This window comes from Algoriphagus taiwanensis, from assembly GCF_036245645.1.
GTDB classification, from domain to species: domain Bacteria; phylum Bacteroidota; class Bacteroidia; order Cytophagales; family Cyclobacteriaceae; genus Algoriphagus; species Algoriphagus taiwanensis.
Genome location: NZ_BTPE01000002.1, coordinates 309,418 through 324,130, shown reverse-complemented (window position 1 = coordinate 324,130; position 14,713 = coordinate 309,418). Strand labels below are relative to the sequence as shown.

Here is a 14,713-nt window from a genome sequence, read left to right as displayed (position 1 = left end):
CTCAAATACTCATGAAAGCAGAAAAAATCAATAAATTAACTGATGTATACGGTAATTCAAGAGAAGTTCCTTTAACTTATCAAACAAGACCTAAGGTCGATGACAGATTTGTAAATGACATTACAAGAGATAAGCACATTGTGCTTCATGGAGGGTCCAAGCAAGGTAAAACATGTTTAAGAAAAAATCATTTAACTGAGGAAGAATATGTACTAGTACAATGCACAAGAGACACATCTAGATCAAAATTATATGAGTTGATTCTTAAAAATGCTAATTATCAGTACGAAGTTTCAAAATCAATTACAACTTCAGGCACTAATAAAATTACTGTCAACATTTCAGCAGAAGGGGGAATTCCATTACTCACAAAAGCTAAAGGAGAAACTGAATATGAAGGCACAAAAGAAAGGGAAACATCAATATTTTATAAGAAACTTGAAATAGACCCTGATGACCCTAATGATCTTGTAAGAGTTCTAGAGGAAAGTGGATTCAATAAATTTATTGTAATCGAAGATTTTCATTATCTAGACGAAGATGTACAGAAACAGTTTGCATTTGACTTGAAAGTAATCCACGAAACATCAAAATTTGTTTTTATTATTATCGGAGTTTGGCTTGAAACAAATAGACTTCTATTATATAACGGAGATTTAAATGGAAGATTGACAAACATAAATGTAGATAAATGGCCTGACGAATATCTTCAAATGGTTATAAATAATGGAAAACCTTTACTAAATATAGATTTTTCAGAAGATGTCGAAAATGAAATAATTAAAATTTCTCAGGATAATGTTGGCCTCTTGCAAGAATTATGTTACAGGCTTTGTGAACAATATGAAATTTGGCAAACTCAAGATCAATCAAAAACAATTGGAACGGTAGAACAAGTTAGGGAACTAGCAAAAGAAATCGCAGATGATCAGGCAGGTAGATACAGTATATTCTTATCAAAATTTTCAGAAGGACTTTCTAGTACAGAACTAGAAATGTATAAGTGGATAATGTGGACTGTTGTAAATGCAAGTTCTGATGAATTAAGAAATGGGATTTCACAAAATACAATTTTTCACAGAATAAAATCTGAGCATCCTAGAGCATCAACTTTACAACAAAACAATGTTAATCAAGCACTTGAAAGAGTTCAAAATGTTCAATTCAAACATAAACTTCAACCTTTAATTCTCGACTACTCCAACAGTGAATTGTCTGTTGTAGATGTAAATTTTATAGTATATCTACAGACACACTCTAAAGAAGAATTACTATCGAAAATAGGGATGAACCCAAGCACTGCAAAGGATAACTGGACTGGGGGAATTTGAAATTCCATTCCCCTCTAGGCTAAGTTTCTATCACTTATCCATTAGGTTCAAATAGGTGTTGGGTGAAATTTACAATTCCCTTCCAAGCGGAGGCACTAAGCTCAATAACCCCTTGATTTGATTAAGTCATTAAAACATTGAAAGAACAAAAAAATCTAAATAAATAATATAAATCAATTAGCTTACTTTTTAAATAATACATAAAAATTAATATTCAATCTATTAAAGTTAACAACAAAACAATGAAAAATATAAAAATACTAAGCATAATAATAACCCTTGTTATATTCACATTTATAATTTTAAACCTAACACTACCCTTAGGGAAAAATAATTACATTGAATCAAGTTATTTGGTTAGGGAAGACACAGTTAGTCATATTCTAAATGAAATAGAAAATAAAATTGAAGAAGAAATAAAATATTTAGACTTTGCGAATAAACAAATAAGGGATACTATAATTATCATTGACACTAATTATATGTTTAGCAATATTGAGCAGGAATTTGCTATGTATAAAGAAAAAATAACTTCTAATCACATAACTCCTAACATTGATCAACATTTCATCACACAAAAATTTTGGATAAAAGTTATTTTTTCTGGAATCTTCTGTATTGCTGCTTTATTTGTAATATTATCAAAAAAATATGACGATGAAACTAAGAAATGGGCATTTAGTGTTTTGACTTTAATTGCAGGGGTTTGGATAGGAACAATTTCCTAGTTTCCCTGCTCGGCTTAGTCTCTGCACCCCTGAAGTTTAATTTAGGGCTAAGCGTAGTATTCTCCCATCTAAGCCTAGTTCCTTCCTTCCATCTTTAAAGTTCAGCAAATGCCTTGGCGGATTTTAGGTCTTGTTATGGCAATAAGCTATTCCTATCTAAGCGTAGTTTCCTCTTTCCTTCTTTGAAGTTCAGCAAAGGGCTGGGTGGTCCCCCTCCTCGGCGTAGTTTCCTCTTCCCATCTTTGAAGTTCAACAAAGGTCTGGGTGGAATTTGTAATTTCAATCAGCTCTTCAGTTAGCTGCAAAGATCATTATATTGAGAAAGAATAAAACTGGTAATAATAAAATCAATTCAAGGGAACATGTTTACACTAGAGCAAATCGAATCGGCCCATAGCAAAGTGAAATCCGGGGCAGATTTCCCGAAATACATTCAGGAAATCAAGGAAATTGGAGTTCTGGCATTTGAAACTTGGGTTAAAGACAGTCACACCAAGTATTTCGGAACGAATGGCTTTGTAATCAAATCCCAACCGAAATATGAAGATTTGTCCCTAGCTGATACGAGCAACAAAGACCAGTTCATTCACTATTTAAAAATCCACCAAAAAGGGGAAACGGACTACTTCACGTTTTGTAACCATTGTGCTGAAACCGGCATTGAAAAATGGATAGTTGACCTGGACCAAATGACCTGCACCTATTTCGATCAATCTGGAAATGAAATACTGGTGGAAATGATCCCTACCTTATAAAAGCTACCCATCTCAGACGGAAGCCATTCCGAAAAAGCCTCTTTTTTTTACCCGAACATTCCATTTTCGGATCAGGAGATTTAAAATTGAAATAAATCTCATCGAAGCCCTAAACCGGTCACTTTAGAAAATCCCATCTCTTATCTAAACAGACCTTTCAAAACCCATGGATAAAATTGCAATAACCGGTAGCAGCGGGAGAATTGGACGTGCTTTGCATTGGAAACTTTGCCAAAATTTCCGTGTTGAAGGCCTGGACATCTCGCCCTCGTCTGCCACTTCGAAGATCGTGGATGTCAGAGACTATGACCAGCTTTTAAGGAGTTTTGAAGGAGTGGACACGGTCTTTCATACCGCAGCCCTGCACGCACCTCACGTAGGGATAGCCTCTGAAAGGGATTTCTATGAAATTAATGTCTATGCCACCGAAAAAATAGCTAGAGCAGCATTGGAATCGGGTGTTTCACAGCTAGTGTTTACCAGCACTACCGCATTGTACGGATACGCCACCTATGGTAAAGAACAGGCGGTATGGATAGACGAACAAACACCACCAGAACCAAAAACCATCTACCATCAGACCAAACTAGCCGCCGAGCAAATTGTCAAGGATTATGCTAGCAAAGACCTGGCAGTAAGCGTGATTCGGATGTCCCGGTGCTTTCCCGAACCTGTCCATACGATGGCAGTCTACAGACTTCATCGGGGAGTTGATTACCGGGATGTGGCAGAAGCACACCTATTGGCAGCGCAGCGGAAAAAGGAGAACTTCTTTGATATTTACGTTATTTCGGGCATGACCCCGTTTGAAAAGTCCGACAGTCAAATGCTCTATGAAAACCCGGAACTTGTGATTCGGCTGCGTCAGCCCCTTCTTGCGAAGGAGTTTGATAAAAGAGGCTGGGAGTTTCCCAAATCGATTGATCGAGTATATGATTCGTCCTATGCCCAACGAATCCTAAAATGGAAACCCACAAAAGGTTCACTCGAGGTCATCAAACAATTTGATCAGGGTGACTTTGAAATACTTCCTCCTGGGTAAAACCAATAAAAAGGAAAATCCCACAATGGGCTTAGACTCCATTATGAAGCTTTGAAGTTCAACTAGGTGCTTGGTAAAGTCCCGACAATTGTACGGGAGTAACTTCGCGCTACTATCTTTTCGAATTCACCATGCGATGAAACTACAAACTTACCCATTTCCAAAAATCAGAAAATTATGGTTTTTAATTAAATTGGAGTTCTAACAAGTCGATAACTATGGAAAATGTCCTCAAAACCCCATTGACTAACCTTCAACTTGAGCTGCTAAAGGTATTTTCACACAATCTCTCTGAATCGGAACTTAAAGAAATTAAAGCCCTTTTATTGGACTATTTCTCAAAAAAGGCCATCTCAGCCGCTGATAAAGTATGGGAAAGTGAAAATTGGGATGAGGAAAAATTAAAGTCAATTTTAAATGACTCCGAGAGGACTCCCTATGGGCAATGAGGATTGTCATTGACACAAATGTTCTATTGGTGAGTATATCGAGCCGATCTCCCTACCACTGGATTTTTCAGGGGATTATTACAAAAAAGTTTGATTTAATAGTTTCCACGGAGATTTTGTCCGAATACTCCGAAATAATCCAAAAACACATGGGCACAACCGTTTCAGAAAATATCTTGGGATTACTGGAAAACTTAGAAAATTTGGTTCAAACCATTCCTTCATTCAGATTTAATTTAATCTCGGCTGATCCAGACGACAATAAGTTTGTAGACTGTGCAATAGCTGCAAATGCTGACTTCATCCTCACAGAGGACAAACATTTTGAAGAGCTTAAGGAAATAGATTTTCCAAAAGTTCAGATAAAATCCATTTCACAGTTTGAGTCAATCTTACACGGATAGATTCTGGTTACAAAGTAAGCTTGTGCCGTAAGCTCCCCTCCCTTCTAAGCGTAGCTCCTTCCTTCCATCTTTAAGTTCAGCAAAGGTCTTGGAGGATTTTAGGTCTTGATATGGCAATAAGCGACACCTGGCCAAGAAAATTGCTCCTTCTTAACTCTATACTCTCCTATCCTTAGCCTGCTTCATTTACCTTTGAAATAAAAGTGGCCAATGGGAAGGATCCACGATAGAAATCGGAACCAATCCCACCACCCATTTCGCCTTATGAACTAAGGCTTGGCATAATTTTCGAAAACCGTTTTCACATTTTCATTAAATTAGAACACCCTTCGGAATGAATACTATGGAAAACGCTCTCAAAACCCCATTAACTAACCTTCAACTTGAGCTGCTGAAGGTGTTTTCACACAATCTCTCTGAATCGGAACTTAAAGAAATTAAAGCCCTTTTATTGGACTATTTCTCAAAAAAGGCCATCTCAGCCGCTGATAAAGTATGGGAAAGTGAAAATTGGGATGAGGAAAAATTAAAGTCAATTTTAAATGACTCCGAGAGGACTCCCTATGGGCAATGAGGATTGTCATTGACACAAATGTTCTATTGGTGAGTATATCGAGCCGATCTCCCTACCACTGGATTTTTCAGGGGATTATTACAAAAAAGTTTGATTTAATAGTTTCCAAGGAGATTTTGTCCGAATACTCCGAAATTATCCAAAAACACATGGGCACAACCGTTTCCGAAAATATCTTGGGATTACTGGAAAACTTAGAAAATTTGGTCCAAACCATTCCTTCATTCAGATTTAATTTAATCTCGGCTGATCCAGACGACAATAAGTTTGTAGACTGTGCAATAGCTGCAAATGCTGACTTCATCCTCACAGAGGACAAACATTTTGAAGAGCTTAAGGAAATAGATTTTCCAAAAGTTCAGATAAAATCCATTTCACAGTTTGAGTCAATCTTACACGGATAGATTCTGGTTACAAAGTAAGCTTGTGCCGTAAGCTCCCCTCCCATCTAAGCCTAGTCCCTTCCTTCCATCTTTAAAGTTCATCAAAGGCATTGGCGGATTTTAGGTCTTGATATGGCAATAAGCTATTCCCGGCCAAGAAAATTGCTCCTTAATAACTTTATACCCTTGCCTTGATTTTCAAAGCTAGCCTTGAATTTCTATTTTGAAGGCTTGATCCCAACTTCGACAAGCTCGATTTAGGGTTTATCTTTTTTCTAAAATTCATTTTATGGATTGGATAGCGACGCTTGGCTCTTTCGGTTTCCTGTTGGTTGGGGCCTTTTTCTTTAGAAAGCTTTGGCTAGGAGCCACTTTGGCCTTGTTGTTTCTGATCGGGTTAAAATTATCCTCCGGCGTGGACTTTGGCTATTTTGCCAATCCCGCCATCAATGGCACTGTCATCAGTATCGAGCTGGCCCTGCTGCTTTTTGGCGCCTATCTTCTTTTCCACCTCTTACAATCCAACGATCACTTTCGCACACTCAATAAAATCACTTCGGGGTTTTCTTCCAGGTTGACGGTGATCATTCTGTTCAGCTACTTTTTGGGCAGCTTTATGGAGGGAGTTGCCGGGTTTGGAATTCCCGCCATGCTGATCACCCCCATGTTGTTGACTTTGGGCTTTCGGCCGCAGACCTGCATTATCATACCCTTGGCAGCAAATACCACAGCAGTCACTTTTGGGGCTTTAGGAACGCCTTTAAAAATCGGCCTGGGAATTTTTGAACCCGACGCAGCGGTCCGATTTACGGTATTGCTCAACTTTATTCCGGCCATTCTGCTCCCTTTTTTCCTCGCATTTCTCTTTGAAAAAACCGAACAAACCCAAATAAACTGGGCAAAAAACTGGAAGATGCTCTTGGGTGCAGGGATGATCTATGCCCTGCTTTACCTTGCTACCGGATCGCTGACGATAGAATATGCATCCGTGATTTCGGGCATTATCGGGATGCTGCTTTACACCTTCTTTTTTGTTTCCAAGGAAGAAAATCCTCCATTGCGATCTTGGCTTGACACTTTTTATCCTTATCTCATTTTCATCGTCCTGCTTTTGGCTTCCAAGTTTTTCTTTTCTGAGATCTCCTGGTCCATCACTTCAGACACCCGAACTGTATCCTTGTATCAGCCTGGGGCAGTTTTCATTTTGACGGCGCTGGTGTACCACTTGTATATCAAAACCCAAAGGAAGGGCTCTTTGTCTTTTGGGCATCACCTAGAGCACACCGGCCAAATCGTATCCAAAACTGTCCTAACCATCTTTCTTTTGGTCTGCTATGCACAAGTGGTCCGAATCGATATTGCCTTGCTTACCCAAACGCAACTTTCGGGTTTGAGCGAAAGTGCCAAATTGGTTGTCAGTCCGGTCTTGGGAGTTTTGGGTAGTTTCCTGAGCGGAAGTGCCACGATGAGCAATCTGATTTTCGGAAACACGATTCAATCGGCCGCTTTTGCTGCTGCCCATGTGTTTTTGCTCTCTGCCCTGTTAAATACTGGGAGTGCGATCGGCAACTGCATTTCCTTGCAAAATATCCTGATGGTCAAGTCGGTCATCAATGCCCCGGAGGTCAGCTATTCCAAGATAATGAAGCTGAATCTAATCTTGATCGCGCTTTACCTGACGATAGTGATCGGGACATCCTTTGCCTTATTGGCTTGGGCTTGATCCTCGCCTACTTTTCGATCAATTCCAATGCAATGACTTCAAATACACCGTTTTGAGTATAGATATAATCTTTCGAGATCGCCAACAATCCCTGAGCATGAGAGTTACTCTTCCATCGGTTTTACGATTATTTAATATCTTGGCCTACCGACCTCTAACCTTTTCGACGTTATGAAACACTCGATTTTGACTTGGGTTCTGATTTTTGGTTTCAGTTCCCTACATGCACAGAATTACAGCTTGTATTCCAATGAGCAGATCACGATTGAATCCAAGCATCTGCAGGAAACCATCACCATCAATCTTCACCTCCCGGAAACGCAGGCTTTTTCCGCCGCATCCACAGACTATCCCATCACCCTGATTTTTGACAGTCAACACGAAAGAACCTATCCTCTGCTGATCAGCTCCATAGATCTTTTGACCAGTGAGACTCAGATGCCGGAATCCATCATTTTAGGCGTTCCTTTCAACTTCCAAAACAGACGCTACTTTACCTCCAGCCAAACCAAACCTGACAATACCCTGTCAGGCATTCAGCGGATGGAGTTATTTCTTTTTGAAGAGCTCCTCCCCATGGTCAAAGCCCAATACAAGGCAAATGACTACCTCACCCTGATCGGTCATTCCCGTACGGGATTTCTGGTCAACTACCTGACCTTCCAAAGACCCAATCAAGTCCATAATGCAGTCTCTTTGAGTGGTTTTTTTGACGATAAACCGCTGACCCAAACCCTCTTTTTTGACTTACTAACTGATAAAAATTCATTTCCTCATCCCTTTCACTATTACTTCACTGCCGGAACCACCCTTGAGGAATCCACCTATTGGATAGAGATGAAAAGCATGGACAGCTTGCTGAAAACCCGAACCTGGCCTGAGCATGTCAAAATTGACCTTCAGGAAACCCCAAATGCCAATCATATGACCAATTATTGGGTGTCCGTGCCTCCCATTTTGATCGATGCCTTTTCTCCCTACAATTCCATTTTGGACCGGTGGTTTCACGAAGAGGGAAAAGCTGAAAATTCAAAAATGCCCCTTGAAGACTTCAAGGCTGATTTGAAAAAGGCAAGTGCTGAAGTGGGTTTGGACATGAATCCCAGCGTCACGCATATCTTCTCCCTAGCCTCCCAATTTGCCGGAGAGCAGGATTATAAATCAGCCATGGACTTCTTTGAAATGGGTTTGGAATACTATCCGGACTATCTGGATTTCCATATCGAACTGATCGGCTATGCCCAAGAGATCGGCGACCAAGAAAAACTAACCCGATACAAGGCCGAACTTTTGGAAAAAACCAAAAGCAGCACGCGACTGACCGAGTCTGAAAAGGAAGAAATCTACGAATACCTGAAAGAGGAAGATAATTGAATCCTTACCTCTAGGCTTTGGGGTTAATCCCCATGTTTGAATTGGAATAGGGACTAAGCGTAATTTTCCTACCCTTCAATCTGGCCCGGAGGCTGTGTCATAAATCGTTTCGCTGTCAGAATGACCCTTCGATTTCGAGACTCCCGTCTCTCAAGTGCTCAGGGTGACAGGAGTCGAAGGCCATTTCCAGCTTCTTGAGGCTATTTCGACTTAGCTCAATGTGCCAAAATTCACTTTTGAGTCAGCCTCTTTTCTTATCCCTGGCAAAAACCCAAATCAAATTGTCTCTAAAAAATCCCAAACCTGCTTGGGTCGGTTAGGAAGTCTTTGAGTTCAGCATTAGGTTAGATCTTTCCTATTCCGAGATCACTGCCCATTTCAACCCTTTTAGATCATTTTTCCATATATTCGGACTGACTGCAGACTTTTACCTGCCTAAAAGCAGCATTTTTCAAACCAAAATAGACTTCATGAACCGATCGATTTTCTTTTTCCTTCTGCCTCTTGCTTTATTTCAATCAGAAATATTTGCTCAAAACCACTCATTTGAAAGTAATCTACCACAAACTGTCACTAAAGAAATCAAGAACTCTGCTGGAAAATCCTATGAATTGATCATCACTTTACCACCTGATTACCAGGCAGAAAAGGAATATCCTGTAATGTATTATTTAGATGCTTGGTGGCTGAGAGACTTAGTCCCGGGATGCTATCGGGTAAAAAGCCTCTCGAACAAATCCCTGAGCAACACTATGCTTGATGTGATTCTGGTTGGGATTTCATCAGTAGGAAATGAAGTGGATTGGAACAGACAGAGGAACATGGACTTTACCCCCTCTAAATTTAATTTGAACATAGTTTTTAATAACGGGGCAGTTCCACTAGATAAATCAACCACAGGAGGAGCAGAAGAATTTATTCAATTTTTGAAGGAGAAAGTCTTTCCAACCATTGAAAGGGAGTATAAAGTTGATCGCTCTTCCAGAGGAATCTTAGGACATTCTTTAGGCGGATTATTTGGCGCATACGCCTACTTGCAGCACCCCGAACTGTTTTCAAAGTATATTTTGATCGCTCCATCTATCTGGTGGAATCAATCCGAATTATTGGCAGATCGGGAATCCTTCATCAGTAAATCATTGGCAAATATGTTTGTAGCGATGGGTACGGAAGAAATAAAAATGATGAAAGATCCAATGCCTACTTTTATTGAATACCTCAATCCGAAAGGCAATCCCAAACTTAACCTTACCTACCTCGAATACGAAAATGAAGGTCATCACTCGGTTTTGCCCAAAAGCATTTACGATGCCTTGGAAATTATTTACAGTAAAACCCAACTAGATTAATCCCGCTCAGATGTCGGTAACGAAGCAAATTTTAAAAAAAATCGGGCTGACCCTCCTCTCCCTCGTATTTCTTCACAATGTCTATAAGCTTCTCGTACTTTTTCAGAAACTCAATCCTGAAGAATTGTCTGGAGTTGCCAATTTTGCTGCGGCCCTTGCATTTAATCTAGTGACAACAGGAATGGTAGCTTTCTTGGGTTTTGCTTACCCCACAAGCAAACTTTTACCCAGCTCTTATTATAAAATCAAAAATACCAACAGGCTCAATCGCGTGTACGACCTGCTAGGAGTCTCTTTTTTCAGGATTTTCTTATTGAAAACCTTTTATCGCGGGGCCGACAACAAAAAGTATTTCAATGGTACCAAAACAGGCTTAAAACTGTTTGATTACAATACCAAACAATCCGAATTCGGTCATTTGGCAGCCTTTGTCTTATTAGGCTTGATCGCCATATTCTTATGGGTCAAAGGCCATATATCCTTGTCGCTATGGACATGTGCTATCAACCTTCTATTCAATTTTTACCCTATCGTTCTTCAGCGAAAACACCGAATTATCGTGCAGAGGTTACTGAAATGAATAAAACCAAACACTCTCTCTGAGTGTAGAATCAGCATTTGACCAAGCATAGTTTTTAAAGTACCCGTTCAGAAAAAAAAAATGTGATTTTTGTATCTTAAAACGAAGCAGGACTTTTACTTTTTATATAATGGTTGAAAAACTCAGGCAGCATATTATTGGTCGGATAGGCAAAGAGCCGGAAAATCTCCATCTGGTCATCCCACATTTCGAGCCGATTTCCACCAAGCGAGGAGAGCACCTTCTCCAAGCAGGTGAGGTTTGCCGATATGTTTATTTTCTGGTAGAAGGCTGCCTGCAAGTGTATGTGATTGACAAAAATGGCAATGAATCTACCCGGGAGCTTTATGTGGAAGACCAATGGGTGACAGACATATTTGGTTTTCAAAACCAAATCCCTTCCACCGAATTCATCAAGTGTGTAGAGCCTTGCCAACTGCTGAGAATCAGTTATGCTTCCTTTCAACAACTCGCCACAGCAGTGCCCCAGTTTGCGGCGATCTACCAACAGATCCTGGAAGTTTCTTACAACAACACTGTTTATCGGGTCAATACGCTCACTTCAATGGATGCGCTTGAGCGGATCAAGTGGTTTCAGGAAAACAAACCCAAACTCAAATCCCGGATCTCCAGCAAATTAATTGCCTCCTATCTAGGTATCAGCCCGGAAACCATGACTCGCCTCAAATCCAAATTGTAAAACCTTGACAATTGTCAAGAGAAAAAGAATCGCTCTTTCTGAGCTTTGATACCGAATCAAATCTCAAAATCATGAAAGAATTCTTATTACTCTTTTGGAACGAAACCGGAGATGGCCGTTACCAAATTGATCCCGAACAAATGAAAAAAGGGATGGAAGCCTGGCAAGCCTGGATTGGTCAAATCGCCCTGAAAGGCAGGCTAATCTCCACCAAACCCATCCAATACCAGGGAATGCTGGTCAGTAACCAAGGCGAAGAAAATACCCCCTGCATTTTGGAAAAAAAGATGGTCACCGGCTATCTGATCTGCAAGGCCGATTCCATCCAAGAAGTAAGTGAATGGGCCAAGTCCTGCCCGATCTTGATGAGTCCGACTGGGTTTACAGAAATCCGGGAAGTATCACCCTTTGAACTTTGAAGGGATGGAAAAGCTACTCAATCTCGGAAGATGGCTCTTTCCCCTATCCTTCCTTATGTACGTGGGGCTTCATTTTGGACAGCCAGAAATCGGAGCCAGCTTTGTACCCACTTGGCTACCCGGCCCTTTGTTTTGGAATTACTTCTGCGGCGTATGTATTCTGGCTTTTATTGTGAGTGCGCTTTTGAGAAAATACGATAAGCTGAGCACCCTTCTGATGACCCTGTATGTCTTTTTGATGATTCTCTTGGTTCATATTCCAAGAGCTGTAGAATCTGAAAATGATATGCTCAATATCTTCAGAAATATCATGGTAATCGGGGCATTATTGGTTTATGCAAAGTATGTGACCAAAGATCATCGAATAGTGGGATGAAAAGTCTAAAAAAATTAAATGGCTGGCGGAGGTAATCCCTTCGCTTGCTTTTTTTGCCCACTAGGCAGAAAAAACGTACTTCTTCAGCTTTCTTAATACATCGAGTATCCTCCCAACTCTCCACCTCTTTCTTTATCAAACCGAATAACCTTCTGTCAACTTCGGTGTTTTATCCTTGAGTTAAATTTGACTCTTGCCCATGCAAATCTATTTCGCTTCCCAACCCATCCGACAGCTCGAAAAAAGAAAAGGAGGATATTTTTATCTGACTTTGGATGCCGAGACTGTCAATCAGTGGGAAAAGAAAAAAGCCACCCGACTGATCTGTGTTTTGGAGAAAAAGATCACTTTCCGCTGCGGGTTAAATCACTTGGGAGATGGAAACTTCTTTATCATCCTGGCCACCCGGCATTTGGAGGAGTTGGGGAAAGAATTAGGCGAGAATATACATTTTGAGGTATATCCTGACCCCGATCCTTTGGGCGTTGAAATTCCGGAAGTTTTAGAAGCACTTTTAGCCCAGGATGAAGTTGCGAAGTCAAAATTTGATTCTCTGACAGATGGCAAAAAACGAAGCCTGATCTATAGCATTGCCAAAATCAAAAACATCGACCAGCAGATTGAGAAGATTCGGGCCTTGTTTTCAGCAAACCCTTTGAGGTAAAAAAGTAAGTCCTTTTAAGGATCCTCTTTTTATTCTCAATTACAAACTACTCACCCAAGATTTTGCCTCTTCTGCTGTCTTAAAGATTTGATAGGGCACAGGCTGCTTTTGAAAGGAAAAGATCATTTTCAAAACAGCACGGATAGCCGCCTGAGGAATCACATAGGCAGTTCCCCGACAAAATTCCTTCATCAACTCCTCATTTTCTTTGAGCCATTGAGCCTGCATTTTTTGATGAGAAAGGGAGGGCAGAGTTGCCTCTGTCGCATCAAAAATGATAGATAAGGGCTGCTGATGCCGATAGCAGGCCTTGGTCTTTTCCAAATAGGAGGGGAAGTTTTCGTCGGTACTCGAGTTTCCTGTAAATCGAATATAAACCAGTGGAAAATCAGATTCGTCGATGATGGCGCAGGGTTTCATGAGGAGAAAACTTCCTTAAAGCTGAAGAGTTTAAAAACCCAACTTAATTACACTGCTAAAACAGAAAACACAGCTCTTTCCAAAATAATATTCTTCCTTATTCCAGGAAACAGATTTTTTGAAATCCAGTGGACTATTTCCCAAAATTTTTCGATTTTCAGTTTTCTGGCCTTTTTCTGCCAGCAATTGATCGGTTTACTCAAGTCCCCAAACCAGAAGCCATGGACGAAAAACCTTCCAAAACTGAATTTTTAAAAAAAGTGAAACCGGAACTGCTTATGGCCTTTTTGGCTGTATTGATCAGCTTTCTAACTCTTTTTGTTTATCTCTACCAGTCCAGTCTGATGAAAACCCAACAGATGATGTCGGTGTGGCCTCATGTGACCTTTGGCCCCACCTGGAGCAGTGATTATTTGGCTTTGAACCTAATCAATAAAGGGGTCGGCCCTGCTTTGGTGAAAGGAGTAAAGGTACAAATCAATGAAAAGGAGGTAGAGGGAATTCAAAATCTAATGGACTATGTGCCGGATTCTCTCCAATCCGAATTCAATTACTCCTCCCTATTTCCGGGACAGGTGATTATGGTAGGTGAAAATATTCAGCTGTTTCAGACCAGCAGCCCGAAGACTATTGGTTACTTCCTTCAATTACTGCGCGAAGGAAAAATCCGGATAGAAGTCTGCTACTGTTCGATCTATGAGGATTGTTGGGTCAGCAGTGGGATTTCTGTCATAGAATCAGACTGCCTATAGTGAATTTTTCTTCCAAATCAGGAAACAAGATACCTATCCTTGACAGTAAGTCCCTTTTCACTTTTATCTAAAAATCAGTAGCTTTTGATTCAAAACCCCCAATTCCTATGAAACTTTTCCTCCTGATGCAAGACGGCAATTCCCCCAAGGGAAAGCTCGTCCAAGACCTGACCATTGCCTTTTCCTCCTATGATTTGGAGCGAATCCGGCCCTATTTGGCTGAGAATATCACCTGGACATTGGTGGGAGATACGCCTGTCGAGGGCAAGGAAAATTTCCTTTCGACCCTCGGGGAAATGATGGGAAATGCAGCCGCTGAACTGCATATTCACCAGATTCTTACCCACGGAAAGGAGGCCGCAGTCCATGGAGAAATGGTCATGGAAAACGGAGAAAGGTTTGGTTTTGCAGATTTTTATGTTTTTACCAGTGCTAGCGCAAAAAAAGTTCAGACAATCACCAGCTACGTGATTCCGAAATAGAGAAATCCACTTTTTAAAATTCTAATTCCACGCTTGACAAAGCCACTTTGTACCTCCCGGGCTTTAGTCCAATAGATAGGGAAATTGGTTAAACATCTGAAAAAAATATTTTTTCCCATGCTAAAAATCAGATCTCACTCCTCTTCTCCGATAGTTATTTTATCTATTTTTAATTAATTCCAACCTTTCCAATTTTAATAGTTAAGAC

General features: G+C 40.4%; 18 protein-coding genes. 17 read left to right on the top strand and 1 reads right to left on the bottom strand.

Annotated elements, in window-relative coordinates; genetic code table 11:
* Positions 1 to 11 precede the first annotated feature (11 nt).
* From AAA938_RS03670 to AAA938_RS03600, 15 genes are all read left to right on the top strand, one after another.
* On the top strand, positions 12 to 1,331 hold the full coding sequence (locus AAA938_RS03670; RefSeq protein ID WP_338227288.1) for a hypothetical protein: 1,320 nt from the start codon (positions 12 to 14) through the stop codon (positions 1,329 to 1,331).
* Between the two features lie 242 nt (positions 1,332 to 1,573).
* Positions 1,574 to 2,059 (top strand): hypothetical protein, encoded by a 486-nt coding sequence (locus tag AAA938_RS03665; protein ID WP_338227287.1) that lies wholly within the window; start codon positions 1,574 to 1,576, stop codon positions 2,057 to 2,059.
* 362 nt (positions 2,060 to 2,421) lie between these two features.
* Entirely contained in the window at positions 2,422 to 2,814 is a 393-nt protein-coding gene (locus AAA938_RS03660) for a DUF1398 domain-containing protein (protein ID WP_338227286.1), read from the top strand.
* A 166-nt stretch (positions 2,815 to 2,980) separates the two neighbouring features.
* A complete protein-coding gene (locus AAA938_RS03655) occupies positions 2,981 to 3,856 on the top strand; it encodes an NAD-dependent epimerase/dehydratase family protein (protein ID WP_338227285.1) in 876 nt (291 codons plus the stop codon).
* A 445-nt stretch (positions 3,857 to 4,301) separates the two neighbouring features.
* Positions 4,302 to 4,709, top strand: coding sequence for a putative toxin-antitoxin system toxin component, PIN family (locus AAA938_RS03650; RefSeq protein ID WP_338227284.1), 408 nt, complete (start codon positions 4,302 to 4,304; stop codon positions 4,707 to 4,709).
* A 334-nt stretch (positions 4,710 to 5,043) separates the two neighbouring features.
* Positions 5,044 to 5,283, top strand: a complete 240-nt coding sequence (locus tag AAA938_RS03645; RefSeq protein ID WP_338227283.1) for a hypothetical protein — start codon at positions 5,044 to 5,046, stop codon at positions 5,281 to 5,283.
* Positions 5,280 to 5,687 (top strand): putative toxin-antitoxin system toxin component, PIN family, encoded by a 408-nt coding sequence (locus AAA938_RS03640; protein ID WP_338227282.1) that lies wholly within the window; start codon positions 5,280 to 5,282, stop codon positions 5,685 to 5,687. The genes AAA938_RS03645 and AAA938_RS03640 overlap by 4 nt, the downstream gene beginning before the upstream one ends.
* A 268-nt stretch (positions 5,688 to 5,955) precedes the next feature.
* Entirely contained in the window at positions 5,956 to 7,389 is a 1,434-nt protein-coding gene (locus tag AAA938_RS03635) for an L-lactate permease (protein WP_338227281.1), read from the top strand.
* A gap of 171 nt (positions 7,390 to 7,560) precedes the next feature.
* On the top strand, positions 7,561 to 8,763 hold the full coding sequence (locus tag AAA938_RS03630) for an alpha/beta hydrolase-fold protein (protein ID WP_338227280.1): 1,203 nt from the start codon (positions 7,561 to 7,563) through the stop codon (positions 8,761 to 8,763).
* A 470-nt stretch (positions 8,764 to 9,233) separates the two neighbouring features.
* A complete protein-coding gene (locus AAA938_RS03625; protein WP_338227279.1) occupies positions 9,234 to 10,112 on the top strand; it encodes an alpha/beta hydrolase in 879 nt (292 codons plus the stop codon).
* Positions 10,113 to 10,122: 10 nt separating this feature from the next.
* Positions 10,123 to 10,692 (top strand): glycosyl-4,4'-diaponeurosporenoate acyltransferase CrtO family protein, encoded by a 570-nt coding sequence (locus AAA938_RS03620; protein ID WP_338227278.1) that lies wholly within the window; start codon positions 10,123 to 10,125, stop codon positions 10,690 to 10,692.
* A 130-nt stretch (positions 10,693 to 10,822) separates the two neighbouring features.
* Complete coding sequence (locus AAA938_RS03615; RefSeq protein WP_338227277.1) at positions 10,823 to 11,392, top strand: Crp/Fnr family transcriptional regulator; 570 nt, start codon at positions 10,823 to 10,825, stop codon at positions 11,390 to 11,392.
* Positions 11,393 to 11,463: 71 nt separating this feature from the next.
* Positions 11,464 to 11,811 carry a YciI family protein gene (locus tag AAA938_RS03610; protein ID WP_338227276.1) on the top strand — a complete coding sequence of 116 codons (348 nt, stop codon included), beginning with the start codon at positions 11,464 to 11,466 and terminating at the stop codon, positions 11,809 to 11,811.
* A gap of 4 nt (positions 11,812 to 11,815) precedes the next feature.
* A complete protein-coding gene (locus AAA938_RS03605) occupies positions 11,816 to 12,187 on the top strand; it encodes a DoxX family protein (RefSeq protein WP_338227275.1) in 372 nt (123 codons plus the stop codon).
* A 199-nt stretch (positions 12,188 to 12,386) separates the two neighbouring features.
* Positions 12,387 to 12,851: a YdeI/OmpD-associated family protein gene (locus AAA938_RS03600; protein WP_338227274.1), complete on the top strand. Its 465-nt coding sequence runs from the start codon at positions 12,387 to 12,389 to the stop codon at positions 12,849 to 12,851.
* A 39-nt stretch (positions 12,852 to 12,890) separates the two neighbouring features.
* Here AAA938_RS03600 and AAA938_RS03595 read toward each other — a convergent pair whose 3' ends face one another.
* On the bottom strand, positions 12,891 to 13,271 hold the full coding sequence (locus tag AAA938_RS03595; RefSeq protein WP_338227273.1) for an STAS/SEC14 domain-containing protein: 381 nt from the start codon (positions 13,269 to 13,271) through the stop codon (positions 12,891 to 12,893).
* Between the two features lie 221 nt (positions 13,272 to 13,492).
* Between AAA938_RS03595 and AAA938_RS03590 the strand changes: the two genes are divergently transcribed.
* Positions 13,493 to 14,023, top strand: coding sequence for a hypothetical protein (locus tag AAA938_RS03590; protein ID WP_338227272.1), 531 nt, complete (start codon positions 13,493 to 13,495; stop codon positions 14,021 to 14,023).
* Between the two features lie 107 nt (positions 14,024 to 14,130).
* A complete protein-coding gene (locus tag AAA938_RS03585; protein WP_338227271.1) occupies positions 14,131 to 14,505 on the top strand; it encodes a nuclear transport factor 2 family protein in 375 nt (124 codons plus the stop codon).
* Positions 14,506 to 14,713 lie beyond the last annotated feature (208 nt).